General features: G+C 63.4%; 12 protein-coding genes. All 12 read left to right on the plus strand.

All coding sequences use genetic code 11. From position 1 onward, the window contains the following. The first annotated feature begins 19 nt into the window (after nucleotides 1-19). The 12 genes from rpoC (at nucleotide 20) to rplV (ending at nucleotide 12,643) form a co-directional block, all read left to right on the plus strand. A complete protein-coding gene (gene rpoC, locus ACZK08_RS03585; protein WP_053519956.1) occupies nucleotides 20-4,243 on the plus strand; it encodes a DNA-directed RNA polymerase subunit beta' in 4,224 nt (1,407 codons plus the stop codon). Nucleotides 4,244-4,576: 333 nt separating this feature from the next. Next, entirely contained in the window at nucleotides 4,577-4,951 is a 375-nt protein-coding gene (gene rpsL / locus ACZK08_RS03590) for a 30S ribosomal protein S12 (RefSeq protein WP_004145320.1), read from the plus strand. A 12-nt stretch (nucleotides 4,952-4,963) separates the two neighbouring features. Further along, nucleotides 4,964-5,437, plus strand: a complete 474-nt coding sequence (gene rpsG, locus ACZK08_RS03595; RefSeq protein WP_053519957.1) for a 30S ribosomal protein S7 — start codon at nucleotides 4,964-4,966, stop codon at nucleotides 5,435-5,437. Nucleotides 5,438-5,575: 138 nt separating this feature from the next. Beyond that, complete coding sequence (gene fusA / locus ACZK08_RS03600) at nucleotides 5,576-7,717, plus strand: elongation factor G (RefSeq protein WP_049470847.1); 2,142 nt, start codon at nucleotides 5,576-5,578, stop codon at nucleotides 7,715-7,717. Between the two features lie 52 nt (nucleotides 7,718-7,769). Further along, entirely contained in the window at nucleotides 7,770-8,960 is a 1,191-nt protein-coding gene (tuf, locus tag ACZK08_RS03605; protein ID WP_065176003.1) for an elongation factor Tu, read from the plus strand. A 333-nt stretch (nucleotides 8,961-9,293) separates the two neighbouring features. After that, nucleotides 9,294-9,605: a 30S ribosomal protein S10 gene (rpsJ, locus tag ACZK08_RS03610; RefSeq protein ID WP_005408208.1), complete on the plus strand. Its 312-nt coding sequence runs from the start codon at nucleotides 9,294-9,296 to the stop codon at nucleotides 9,603-9,605. Between the two features lie 11 nt (nucleotides 9,606-9,616). After that, nucleotides 9,617-10,267 carry a 50S ribosomal protein L3 gene (gene rplC, locus ACZK08_RS03615; RefSeq protein ID WP_004145336.1) on the plus strand — a complete coding sequence of 217 codons (651 nt, stop codon included), beginning with the start codon at nucleotides 9,617-9,619 and terminating at the stop codon, nucleotides 10,265-10,267. A 12-nt stretch (nucleotides 10,268-10,279) separates the two neighbouring features. Then, the gene (gene rplD, locus ACZK08_RS03620) at nucleotides 10,280-10,885 is read left to right on the plus strand and encodes a 50S ribosomal protein L4 (protein WP_053519740.1); all 606 of its coding nucleotides are present in this window, start codon (nucleotides 10,280-10,282) and stop codon (nucleotides 10,883-10,885) included. Continuing rightward, nucleotides 10,882-11,181 (plus strand): 50S ribosomal protein L23, encoded by a 300-nt coding sequence (gene rplW, locus ACZK08_RS03625; protein WP_004145338.1) that lies wholly within the window; start codon nucleotides 10,882-10,884, stop codon nucleotides 11,179-11,181. The genes rplD and rplW overlap by 4 nt, the downstream gene beginning before the upstream one ends. Before the next feature lie 10 nt (nucleotides 11,182-11,191). Beyond that, entirely contained in the window at nucleotides 11,192-12,019 is an 828-nt protein-coding gene (gene rplB / locus ACZK08_RS03630) for a 50S ribosomal protein L2 (protein ID WP_065182869.1), read from the plus strand. 6 nt (nucleotides 12,020-12,025) lie between these two features. After that, the gene (gene rpsS / locus ACZK08_RS03635) at nucleotides 12,026-12,295 is read left to right on the plus strand and encodes a 30S ribosomal protein S19 (RefSeq protein WP_005415413.1); all 270 of its coding nucleotides are present in this window, start codon (nucleotides 12,026-12,028) and stop codon (nucleotides 12,293-12,295) included. A 12-nt stretch (nucleotides 12,296-12,307) separates the two neighbouring features. After that, nucleotides 12,308-12,643: a 50S ribosomal protein L22 gene (rplV, locus tag ACZK08_RS03640; protein WP_080375339.1), complete on the plus strand. Its 336-nt coding sequence runs from the start codon at nucleotides 12,308-12,310 to the stop codon at nucleotides 12,641-12,643. The last annotated feature ends 1 nt before the right edge of the window (nucleotide 12,644 follow it).

The following is a 12,644-nucleotide window of genomic DNA, read 5'->3' on the forward strand; positions in this document are numbered from 1 at the left end:
CCTCCTTCTGGAGAACACCATGAAAGACCTGCTCAATCTCTTCAACCAGCAGCGCCAGACGCTGGACTTCGACGCGATCAAGATCGCGCTGGCTTCGCCGGACCTGATCCGCTCGTGGTCCTTCGGCGAAGTGAAGAAGCCGGAAACCATCAACTACCGTACCTTCAAGCCGGAACGCGACGGCCTGTTCTGCGCCGCCATCTTCGGCCCGGTCAAGGACTACGAGTGCCTGTGCGGCAAGTACAAGCGCATGAAGCACCGCGGCGTGGTCTGCGAGAAGTGCGGCACTGAAGTGACCCTGGCCAAGGTGCGCCGCGAGCGCATGGGCCACATCGACCTGGCCTCGCCGGTCGCGCACATCTGGTTCCTCAAGTCGCTGCCGTCGCGCATCGGCCTGATGCTGGACATGACCCTGCGCGACATCGAGCGCGTGCTGTACTTCGAAGCCTACGTGGTGACCGAGCCGGGCCTGACCGCCCTGGAGCGCCGCCAGCTGCTGACCGAAGAACAGTACCTGCAGGCCCGCCAGGAGCACGGTGACGACTTCGACGCCGCCATGGGCGCCGAGGCCGTGTACGAACTGCTGCGCACGATCGACCTGCAGTCGGAGATGACCCGCCTGCGCGAGGAGATCGCCGCGACCGGTTCGGAAACCAAGCTGAAGCGACTGACCAAGCGCATCAAGCTGATCGAGGCCTTCCTGGAGTCGGGCAACCGTCCGGAATGGATGGTGATGACCGTGCTGCCGGTGCTGCCGCCGGACCTGCGTCCGCTGGTGCCGCTGGACGGTGGCCGCTTCGCGACCTCCGACCTGAACGACCTGTACCGCCGCGTCATCAACCGCAACAACCGCCTGCGCCGCCTGCTCGAACTGAGCGCGCCGGACATCATCGTGCGCAATGAAAAGCGCATGCTGCAGGAATCGGTCGATGCGCTGCTGGACAACGGTCGCCGTGGCCGTGCCATCACCGGCACCAACAAGCGCCCGCTGAAGTCGCTGGCCGACATGATCAAGGGCAAGCAGGGTCGCTTCCGTCAGAACCTGCTGGGCAAGCGCGTGGACTACTCGGGCCGTTCGGTCATCGTGGTCGGTCCGTACCTGCGCCTGCACCAGTGCGGCCTGCCGAAGAAGATGGCGCTGGAGCTGTTCAAGCCGTTCGTGTTCGCCAAGCTGCAGCGTCGTGGCCTGGCCACCACCATCAAGGCCGCCAAGAAGCTGGTCGAGCGCGAAGAAGCCGAAGTCTGGGACATCCTGGAAGAGGTCATCCGCGAGCATCCGGTGATGCTGAACCGCGCGCCGACCCTGCACCGTCTGGGCATCCAGGCGTTCGAGCCGGTGCTGATCGAAGGCAAGGCCATCCAGCTGCATCCGCTGGTCTGCACCGCGTTCAACGCCGACTTTGACGGTGACCAGATGGCCGTCCACGTGCCGCTCTCGCTGGAAGCCCAGCTGGAAGCGCGTGCGCTGATGATGTCGACCAACAACATCCTGTCGCCGGCCAACGGCGAGCCGATCATCGTGCCGTCGCAGGACGTCGTGCTGGGTCTGTACTACATGACCCGCTCGCTGGAGAACAAGAAGGGCGAGGGCATGGCCTTCGCCAACATCGCCGAAGTCAAGCGCGCCTACGACAACCGCGTGGTGGAACTGCACGCCAAGGTCAAGGTCCGCATCACCGAGGTGGTGACCGACGAGGAAGGCAACAAGCAGAACAAGACCTCGATCGTGGATACCACGATCGGTCGCGCCCTGCTGGCTGAAATCCTGCCGGAAGGCCTGCCGTTCGCGCTGGCCAACACCGAGCTGACCAAGAAGAACATCTCGCGCCTGATCAACTCCAGCTACCGTCAGCTGGGTCTGAAGGACACGGTCGTGTTCGCCGACAAGCTGATGTACACCGGCTTCGCCTACGCAACCCGCGCCGGCGTGTCGATCGGTATCGACGACATGCTGATCCCGGACGAAAAGCGCGGCATCCTCACCGAGGCCGAAGCCGAAGTGCTGGAAATCCAGGAGCAGTACCAGTCGGGTCTGGTCACCGCTGGCGAGCGCTACAACAAGGTGGTCGACATCTGGTCGCGCACCAACGAGCGCATCGCCAAGGCGATGATGGACACCATCGGTACCGAGAAGGTCGTCAATGCCAAGGGTGAGACCATCGATCAGAAGTCGATGAACTCGCTGTACATCATGGCCGACTCCGGTGCACGAGGCAGCCAGGCGCAGATCCGTCAGCTGGCCGGCATGCGCGGCCTGATGGCCCGCCCGGACGGCTCGATCATCGAGACGCCCATCAAGGCGAACTTCCGCGAAGGCCTGAACGTGCAGGAGTACTTCAACTCCACCCACGGTGCCCGTAAGGGTCTGGCCGATACCGCGCTGAAGACCGCGAACTCGGGTTACCTGACCCGTCGACTGGTCGACGTGGCGCAGGACGTGGTGATCACCGAGGTGGATTGCGGTACCACCGAAGGCCTGATCATGACCCCGATCGTGGAAGGCGGTGACGTGGTCGAGCCGCTGAAGGACCGCGTGCTGGGTCGCGTGGTTGCCGAGGACGTGTTCCTGCCGGGCAACGACGAAGATCCGATCGTCACCCGCAACACCCTGCTGGACGAGCAGTGGGTCGCCAAGCTGGAAGATGCCGGCGTGCAGAGCATCAAGGTGCGTTCGACGATTTCGTGCGAATCGGCCTTCGGTGTCTGCGCTCGCTGCTACGGCCGCGATCTGGCCCGTGGCCATCTGGTCAACATCGGTGAAGCGGTCGGCGTCATCGCCGCCCAGTCCATCGGTGAGCCGGGTACCCAGCTGACCATGCGTACCTTCCACATCGGTGGTGCGGCGTCGCGAGCTGCTGCGGTCGACAACATCACCGTCAAGACCACCGGCTCGGTCAAGTTCAGCAACCTCAAGTCGGTCGAGCATGCCAACGGCTCGCTGGTGGCAGTGTCGCGCTCGGGCGAAATCTCGGTGCTCGATGCCCACGGCCGTGAGCGTGAGCGCTACAAGCTGCCGTACGGTGCGACCATCACGTCCAAGGACGGCGATGCGATCAAGGCTGGCCAGACCGTGGCCAACTGGGATCCGCATAACCACCCGATCGTGTCGGAAGTGGCCGGCTTCATCCGCTTCATCGACTTCGTCGACGGCATCACCGTCATCGAGAAGACCGACGAGCTGACCGGCCTGGCCTCGCGCGAAATCACCGATCCGAAGCGTCGTGGTACCCAGGCCAAGGACCTGCGCCCGATCGTGCGCATCGTCGACGCCAAGGGCAACGACCTGTCGATCCCGGGCACCGATCTGCCGGCGCAGTACCTGCTGCCGCCGCGCTCGATCGTCAACCTGCAGGATGGCGCCCCGGTGGGCGTGGGTGACGTCGTCGCCAAGATCCCGCAGGAAGCCTCGAAGACCCGCGACATCACCGGTGGTCTGCCGCGCGTGGCCGACCTCTTCGAAGCGCGCAAGCCGAAGGATCCGGCGGTGCTGGCCGAGCGTTCGGGCATCATCAGCTTCGGCAAGGACACCAAGGGCAAGCAGCGCCTGATCATCAAGGACACCGATGGTTCGGAGCACGAAGAGCTGATTCCGAAGTACCGCCAGGTCATCGTGTTCGAAGGCGAGCATGTCACCAAGGGTGAAACCATCGTTGACGGCGAGCCGAGCCCGCAGGACATCCTGCGCCTGCTGGGTGTCGAACCGCTGGCGGCCTACCTGGTCAAGGAAATCCAGGACGTGTACCGCCTGCAGGGCGTGAAGATCAACGACAAGCACATCGAGGTGATCACCCGCCAGATGCTGCGCAAGGTCGAGATCACCGATCAGGGCAGCAGCAAGTTCCTGAACGGCGAGCAGGTCGAACGCCAGCGCGTTATCGAGGAGAATGCCCGCCTGTCGACCCGCAACGAGCTGCCGGCGCGGTTCGATCCGGTCCTGCTGGGCATCACCAAGGCCTCGCTGGCCACCGAGTCGTTCATCTCGGCGGCGTCGTTCCAGGAGACCACCCGCGTGCTGACCGAAGCGGCCGTGCGCGGCACCTCGGACAACCTGCGTGGCCTGAAGGAAAACGTCATCGTCGGCCGTCTGATTCCGGCCGGTACCGGTCTGGCGTACCACAGCCAGCGCCGTCGTGGCGCGTCCGGCCTCACCGAGTCGGAGATGCAGACCCTGGCCGGCACCCCGGCGGCGGTCGAGGCTCCGGCAGTGGAAGCCGAGACCGAACAGGCTGCGGGCGAGGAATGAGGTGACCGGTCCGGCCGCAAGGCCGGACCCACCTTTGCGGTAACGCCCGGGGACATGCCCGGGCGGGCTTGAAGGGCAGGGCGGCGCAGGCCGTCCGACCTGGCTGTAGCGGCAGGCGGCTCCATCCGTGGAGGGCCGGTCGAACCTGAACGGGGTACATGGAGGCCCCCCAGTAACGTTCCGGGATCAGGGACGGGCTTGACAGGACGCGTTTGACGTCGTTCCTGGCAGGTTGCTACAATCGTCTGTCTCAGCAGGCCAGAATTTTGGCCTGCTTTAACATTTCCGCATCTCTGGCCGGATTTTCCGGCCACCAATCAGAAGAACCTACTGATGGCGACGATCAACCAGCTGGTCCGCAAGCCGCGGCAAGCGACCACCTACAAGAGTGCCTCGCCGGCGCTCGACAAGTGCCCGCAGCGCCGTGGCGTCTGCACCCGTGTCTACACCACCACTCCGAAGAAGCCGAACTCGGCCCTTCGCAAGGTTGCCAAGGTCCGCCTGACCAACCAGGAAGAAGTGATTTCCTACATCGGTGGTGAAGGCCACAACCTGCAGGAGCACTCCGTGGTCCTGATCCGCGGCGGTCGCGTCAAGGACCTGCCGGGTGTGCGTTACCACACCGTTCGTGGCTCGCTCGACGCCGCCGGCGTTGCCAAGCGTCGCCAGGCCCGTTCCAAGTACGGCGCCAAGCGTCCGAAGGCCTAAGGAGAGAGCACTATGTCGCGTAAGGGTAATACTCCGCAGCGTTCCGTCCTGCCCGATCCGAAGCACGGAAGCGAAACCATCGCCCGCTTCATCAACATGGTCATGCAGAGCGGCAAGAAGTCCGTCGCCGAAAAGATCGTGTACGGCGCCATGGACGTGATCACCGAGAAGAACAGCAGCGCCAACGCCATCGAGCTGGTACAGAAGGCGCTGGACAACGTCGCTCCGGCGGTCGAAGTCAAGTCGCGTCGCGTCGGCGGTGCCACCTACCAGGTGCCGGTCGAAGTGCGTGCCTCGCGCAAGATGGCTCTGGCCATGCGCTGGCTGATCGACTCCGCGCGCAAGCGTGGTGAGAACACCATGCCGAAGAAGCTGGCTGCTGAACTGATCGACGCCTCGGAAAACCGTGGTGGCGCCATCAAGAAGCGCGAAGAAACCCACCGCATGGCCGAAGCCAACAAGGCATTCGCCCACTACCGCTGGTGAGTTTGACGGCCTTGCAAAACAGGCAGGGCAGCACCACCTAGGTGCTGCCTCGCGGTCCCAGAAGGACTGCGCCAACCCGAAGGCCGCCGAAAGGCGGCGTTCGGCCATCCGAAATCCAAGAAATCTGAGAGGCTCCCCGTGGCCCGTTCCACTCCCATCGAGCGTTACCGTAACTTCGGCATCATGGCTCACATCGATGCCGGCAAGACCACCACGTCCGAGCGCATCCTGTTCTACACCGGCAAGAGCCACAAGATCGGTGAAGTGCATGACGGCGCCGCCACCATGGACTGGATGGAGCAGGAGCAGGAGCGTGGCATCACGATCCAGTCCGCTGCCACCACCGCGTTCTGGAAGGGCATGGACAAGTCCCTGCCGGAGCATCGCTTCAACATCATCGACACCCCCGGGCACGTCGACTTCACCATCGAAGTGGAGCGCTCGCTGCGCGTGCTCGACGGTGCGGTGTTCGTGCTGTGTGCCGTCGGTGGCGTGCAGCCGCAGTCGGAAACCGTGTGGCGCCAGGCCAACAAGTACCACGTGCCGCGCATCGCGTTCGTCAACAAGATGGACCGTACCGGTGCCAACTTCCAGAAGGTCGTCGGCCAGCTGAAGGCCAAGCTGGGCGCGGTTGCCGTGCCGATGCAGCTGCCGATCGGCGCTGAAGACAACTTCAAGGGCGTCGTCGACCTGCTGAAGATGAAGGCCATCCACTGGGATGAAGCCTCGCAGGGCATGAAGTTCGAGTACAGCGACATCCCGGCTGAACTGCAGGCAGCTGCTGAAGAAGCCCGCCAGTTCATGGTCGAGACCGCTGCCGAAGCCAGCGAAGAGCTGATGGAGAAGTACCTGGGCGGCGAAGAGCTGGCCGAGGCTGAAATCATCAACGCGCTGCGTACCCGCACCCTGGCCACCGAGATCGTGCCGATGTACTGCGGCTCGGCGTTCAAGAACAAGGGCGTGCAGGCCATGCTGGACGGCGTGATCCAGCTGCTGCCGTCGCCGGTCGATGTGCCGGACGTGAAGGGCGTGGACGTCGACGACGATACCGTCGAGATGACCCGCAAGTCGGATGACAAGGCGCCGTTCTCGTCGCTGGCCTTCAAGATCATCACCGACCCGTTCGTCGGCGCGCTGACCTTCTTCCGCGTCTACTCGGGCACGCTGAACGGTGGTGACACCGTGCTGAACTCGGTGAAGGGCAAGAAGGAGCGCATCGGCCGCATCCTGCAGATGCACTCGAACAACCGCGAGGAAATCAAGGAAGTTCTGGCGGGTGACATCGCTGCGGCCGTGGGCCTGAAGGACACCACTACCGGTGACACCCTGTGCGCCGTGGACGCCCCGATCATCCTGGAGCGCATGACGTTCCCGGAGCCGGTGATCTCGATGGCCGTCGAGCCGAAGACCAAGTCGGACCAGGAAAAGATGGGTCTGGCCCTGGGTCGTCTGGCGCAGGAAGATCCGTCGTTCCGCGTCAAGACCGACGAAGAATCCGGCCAGACCATCATCTCCGGCATGGGCGAGCTGCACCTGGACATCATCGTCGACCGCCTGAAGCGCGAGTTCAACGTTGAAGCCAACGTCGGTGCGCCGCAGGTGGCCTACCGCGAAACGATCACCCTGGCCGACGTCAAGTCGGACTACAAGCACGCCAAGCAGTCCGGTGGTAAGGGTCAGTACGGTCACGTCGTGATCGAGCTGTCGCCGATCACCGCTGAAGACCGTGCCGATCCGAAGCTGGCTCCGGCCATCAAGGACGACTTCCTGTTCATCAACGACATCACCGGCGGCGTGATCCCGAAGGAATTCATTCCGTCGGTCGAGAAGGGCCTGCGCGAAACCATCACCAGCGGCCCGCTGGCTGGCTTCCCGGTCGTGGATGTCAAGGTGAAGCTGGTGTTCGGTTCGTACCACGACGTCGACTCCTCGGAAATGGCGTTCAAGCTGGCTTCGTCGATGGCCTTCAAGCAGGGCTTCGCCAAGGCCAAGCCGGTGCTGCTGGAGCCGATCATGAAGGTCGAGATCGTGACCCCGGAGGATTACCAGGGTGACGTGATGGGCGACGTCAGCCGTCGTCGCGGCGTGCTGCAGGGTTCCGACACCACCGGTGACGGTTCGGCCAGCATCATCAACGCGATGATCCCGCTGGGTGAAATGTTCGGCTACGCCACTGCGCTGCGTTCGCAGACCCAGGGCCGCGCCACCTTCACCATGGAATTCGATCACTACGAGCCGGCTCCGACCAACATCGCCGAAGCCGTCATGAAGAAGGGCTGAGCCTCGCTCAGCCTCTCTTGAAACCACTTACGAACAATCAAGGTATATAACAATGGCAAAGGGTAAGTTCGAGCGCACCAAGCCGCACGTCAACGTCGGCACCATCGGTCACGTCGACCACGGCAAGACCACGCTGACCGCCGCGCTGACCAAGATCGGCGCCGAGCGCTTCGGTGGCGAGTTCAAGGCGTATGACGCCATCGACGCCGCACCGGAAGAAAAGGCTCGTGGTATCACGATCTCGACCGCGCACGTCGAATACGAATCCCCGACCCGTCACTACGCCCACGTTGACTGCCCGGGCCACGCTGACTACGTCAAGAACATGATCACCGGTGCTGCCCAGATGGACGGCGCGATCCTGGTGTGCTCGGCCGCTGACGGCCCGATGCCGCAGACCCGCGAGCACATCCTGCTGTCGCGTCAGGTCGGCGTGCCGTACATCGTGGTGTTCCTGAACAAGGCTGACATGGTCGACGACGCCGAGCTGCTCGAGCTGGTCGAAATGGAAGTGCGCGAACTGCTGAGCAAGTACGAGTTCCCGGGCGACGACACCCCGATCATCTCGGGTTCGGCCCGCCTGGCGCTGGAAGGCGACCAGAGCGAGATCGGCGTGCCGGCGATCCTGAAGCTGGTCGACGCGCTGGACACCTGGATTCCGGAGCCGGAGCGTGCGATCGACAAGCCGTTCCTGATGCCGGTGGAAGACGTGTTCTCGATCTCGGGCCGCGGCACCGTGGTGACCGGTCGTATCGAGCGCGGCGTGATCAAGGTTGGTGACGAAATCGAAATCGTCGGTATCCGTCCGACCCAGAAGACCACCGTGACCGGCGTGGAAATGTTCCGCAAGCTGCTGGACCAGGGCCAGGCAGGCGACAACGCCGGTCTGCTGCTGCGCGGCACCAAGCGTGACGACGTCGAGCGCGGCCAGGTTCTGGCCAAGCCGGGTTCGATCACCCCGCACACCGAGTTCGAAGGCGAAGTGTACGTGCTGTCGAAGGACGAGGGCGGCCGTCACACCCCGTTCTTCAACGGCTACCGCCCGCAGTTCTACTTCCGCACCACCGACATCACCGGCGCTGCCAAGCTGCCGGAAGGCGTGGAAATGGTGATGCCGGGTGACAACGTCAAGATGACCGTGACCCTGATCAACCCGGTCGCGATGGACGAAGGCCTGCGCTTCGCCATCCGCGAAGGTGGCCGCACCGTCGGCGCCGGCGTGGTCTCGAAGATCATCAAGTAATCTGTTAGACTCTGCGCCCCGATGTTGCCTGGGTAGGGCATCGGGGCGTATCAAAATGGGAAAGCAGGCACAGGATGTGCCTTGTGTTCCCCGGACCAGGAAGGGTCAAGGCCATTCAGGCGGCGTCAACAGGAGACTGTTGACAGCTGCCTGGCGTGCCATTATGCTTCTACGTCTGGGCAGGCCGGGAAACTGGTCTGCCTACGTTTTTGAGGTCTACGGATTGACCTTGTCGGCCTGCAGGAGTGCGGGCCGTCCGTATGCAGGAATTTCATGGGGCAAAGCAACCCAGAGGCTTTGTCTGTCGCTCTTTTAACGAAGGAACCTACCGCCATGGCGGACCAAAAGATCCGGATCCGGCTGAAAGCGTTCGATCATCGTCTGATCGACCGTTCGGCCAGCGAGATCGTTGAAACGGCAAAGCGGACCGGCGCGCAAGTGCGTGGCCCGATCCCGCTGCCGACCAAGATCGAGCGTTACACCGTTCTCGTTTCCCCGCACGTCGACAAGGACGCGCGTGACCAGTACGAGACCCGCACGCACAAGCGCGTGCTCGATATCGTTGACCCGAATGACAAGACCGTGGACGCGCTGATGAAGCTCGAACTGGCTGCCGGCGTCGACGTTCAGATCAAGCTGACCTGAGGACTACGACCATGACGAAGAAGTATTCGTTGGGCTTCGTGGGCCGCAAGGCCGGCATGAGCCGCGTGTTCACCGAAGATGGTCGTTCCATCCCGGTGACCCTGATCGAAGCCACCCCGAACCGCATCGCGCAGATCAAGACCGTCGAAACCGACGGCTACAGCGCCGTGCAGGTGACCGTCGGCGCGCGTCGCGCTGCCCTGGTCAACAAGCCGGAAGCCGGCCACTTCGCCAAGGCGAAGGTGGAAGCGGGTCGTGGCCTGTGGGAATTCCGCGTTGAAGACGCGCAGCTCGGCGATTTCGCCGTCGGCGGCGAAGTCAAGGCGGACATCTTCGAAGTCGGCCAGATCGTCGACGTCCAGGGTGTCACCAAGGGTAAGGGTTTCCAGGGCACCATCAAGCGCCACAACTTCCGTATGGGCGATGCAACCCACGGTAACTCGCTGTCGCATCGCGCGCCGGGTTCGCTGGGTCAGCGCCAGACCCCGGGTCGCGTTTTCCCGGGCAAGAAGATGTCGGGCCACATGGGCGCGGTGCAGCAGAGCACCCAGAACCTGGAAGTGGTCAAGGTCGACGTCGAGCGCGGTCTGATTGCGGTTCGCGGCGCCGTTCCTGGCGCGGCGGGTGGCGATGTGATCGTCCGTCCGGCGAGCAAGGCATAAGGAGAGATGACGATGGAACTCGTTATCACGGGTAGCAACAACAAGGTCTCGGTCTCCGACGCCGTGTTCGGTCGCGATTTCAGCGAAGATCTGGTCCACCAGGTCGTCGTTGCTTACCGCAACGCCGGTCGCGCCGGCACCAAGGCACAGAAGACTCGCTCCGAAGTGGCTGGTACCACCAAGAAGTCGAAGAAGCAGAAGGGCGGCGGCGCGCGTCATGGCGCACTGACGGCTCCGATCTTCGTCGGCGGCGGTGTCACCTTCGCGGCCAAGCCGCGCAGCTTCGAGCAGAAGGTCAATCGTAAGCAGTACCGTGCCGCCATGTGCGCGATCCTGTCCGAGCTGAACCGTCAGGGCCGTCTGACCATCGTGGAGGCCTTCGATGTCGAAGCGACCAGCACGAAGGGTCTGATCGCCAAGCTGGCCGGCCTGGAAGTGGGCAAGCGCCCGCTGATCGTCACCGAGGAAGCCTCCGAGCACCTGTACCTGTCCGCCCGCAATCTGCCGTACGTGCAGGTGCGTGATGTGCAGGGCCTGGACCCGGTGTCGCTGGTCGGTGCCGACACGGTCGTCATCACCGCTGACGCGGTCAAGAAGGTCGAGGAGTGGCTGGCATGAACAGCAACGAAAAAATCTTCAGCGTGCTGCGTGCCCCGCGTGTCTCCGAAAAGACCGCGCGCCTGCAGGAACTCTCCAACCAGTATGTCTTCGAAGTTTCGAACGAAGCCACCAAGGCCGATGTAAAGGCCGCGGTTGAGCAGCTGTTCGACGTCAAGGTCGAAGCCGTCAACGTGGTCAACGTCAAGGGCAAGAACAAGTCCTTCCGTAACCGTGCTGGCCGCCGCGGCGATTGGCGCAAGGCGTACGTTCGCCTGGCCGATGGCCAGTCGATCGATGTAACGGCCAAGGCCTGAGGTACATCCCATGCCATTGATGAAATTCAAGCCCACTTCCCCCGGCCGCCGTTCGGCCGTGCGCGTGGTTACGCCCGACCTGCACAAGGGTGCTCCGCACGCTGCGCTGGTCGAGTCGCAGAGCCGCTCGGGTGGTCGTAACCACCACGGCCGCATCACCACCCGTCACGTCGGTGGTGGCCACAAGCAGCACTACCGCATCATCGACTTCAAGCGCAACAAGCTGGGCATCCCGGCGCGCGTGGAACGCATCGAATACGATCCGAACCGCACCGCCCATATCGCCCTGCTGTGCTACGTCGACGGCGAGCGTCGCTACATCATCGCCCCGAAGGGCCTGAAGGCCGGTGATCAGGTGATCGCTGGTTCGGATGCCCCGATCAAGGCGGGCAACACCCTGCCGCTGCGCAACATCCCGGTCGGTACCACCATCCACTGCATCGAGCTGAAGCCGGGCAAGGGCGCTCAGATCGCCCGCGCTGCAGGTGCTGCCGTGCAGCTGGTCGCCCGTGAAGGCGTCTACGCCACCCTGCGTCTGCGCTCGGGTGAAATGCGTAAGGTTCCGGTCGAGTGCTGCGCCACCATCGGCGAAGTCGGCAACGACGAGCACAGCCTGGAAAAGCTGGGCAAGGCCGGTGCCAAGCGCTGGCGCGGCGTCCGCCCGACCGTTCGTGGTGCTGCCATGAACCCGGTTGACCACCCGCACGGTGGTGGTGAGGCCAAGGCCGGCCAGGGTAACCCGCATCCGGTCACCCCGTGGGGTGTCCCGACCAAGGGTTACAAGACGCGCCATAACAAGCGCACTCAGCAGTTCATCGTCCGCGATCGTAGGGGCTAATCGACCATGGCACGTTCACTCAAGAAGGGCCCGTTCGTCGATCACCACCTCGTCAAGAAGGTGGAGGCCGCTGCGGGCAGCAAGAAGCCGATCAAGACCTGGTCGCGCCGTTCGATGATCCTGCCTGACATGGTAGGCATCACCATTGCCGTGCATAACGGCAAGAACCACATCCCGGTTCTCGTCAACGAGAACATGGTCGGCCACAAGCTCGGCGAATTTGCCATCACCCGGACCTTCAAGGGTCACGGTGGTGACAAGAAGTCGGGCAAGTAAGGAGAGATGACAATGGAAGCGAAAGCCATCCTGCGCACTGCGCGCATCTCCCCGCAGAAGGCTCGCCTGGTCGCTGACCAGGTGCGCGGTCTGCCGGCCGAACGTGCGGTCAATCTGCTGAAGTTCTCGGACAAGAAGGCTGCCCACCTGATCAAGAAGGTGGTGGAGTCGGCTATTGCCAACGCTGAGAACAACCAGGGCGCCGACGTCGACGAGCTGAAGGTTCAGACCATCATGGTTGATGAAGGTCCGACCCTGAAGCGTTTCATGGCGCGGGCGAAAGGCCGCGGTACCCGCATCCTCAAGCGCACCAGCCACATCACTGTGGTTGTGGGCGCCGGCAAGTAAG

The organism is Stenotrophomonas sp. 112478_Sma (assembly GCF_056479905.1).

What these genes read in the sequence shown, in the direction of transcription:
- rpsL (WP_004145320.1), top strand. Translation starts at nt 4,577, where the DNA reads ATGGCGACGATCAACCAGCTGGTCCGCAAGCCGCGGCAAGCGACCACC.
- rpsS (WP_005415413.1), top strand. Translation starts at nt 12,026, where the DNA reads ATGGCACGTTCACTCAAGAAGGGCCCGTTCGTCGATCACCACCTCGTC.
- rpsG (WP_053519957.1), top strand. Translation starts at nt 4,964, where the DNA reads ATGTCGCGTAAGGGTAATACTCCGCAGCGTTCCGTCCTGCCCGATCCG.
- rplW (WP_004145338.1), top strand. Translation starts at nt 10,882, where the DNA reads ATGAACAGCAACGAAAAAATCTTCAGCGTGCTGCGTGCCCCGCGTGTC.
- rplB (WP_065182869.1), top strand. Translation starts at nt 11,192, where the DNA reads ATGCCATTGATGAAATTCAAGCCCACTTCCCCCGGCCGCCGTTCGGCC.
- rplD (WP_053519740.1), top strand. Translation starts at nt 10,280, where the DNA reads ATGGAACTCGTTATCACGGGTAGCAACAACAAGGTCTCGGTCTCCGAC.
- rplC (WP_004145336.1), top strand. Translation starts at nt 9,617, where the DNA reads ATGACGAAGAAGTATTCGTTGGGCTTCGTGGGCCGCAAGGCCGGCATG.
- rplV (WP_080375339.1), top strand. Translation starts at nt 12,308, where the DNA reads ATGGAAGCGAAAGCCATCCTGCGCACTGCGCGCATCTCCCCGCAGAAG.
- rpoC (WP_053519956.1), top strand. Translation starts at nt 20, where the DNA reads ATGAAAGACCTGCTCAATCTCTTCAACCAGCAGCGCCAGACGCTGGAC.
- rpsJ (WP_005408208.1), top strand. Translation starts at nt 9,294, where the DNA reads ATGGCGGACCAAAAGATCCGGATCCGGCTGAAAGCGTTCGATCATCGT.
- tuf (WP_065176003.1), top strand. Translation starts at nt 7,770, where the DNA reads ATGGCAAAGGGTAAGTTCGAGCGCACCAAGCCGCACGTCAACGTCGGC.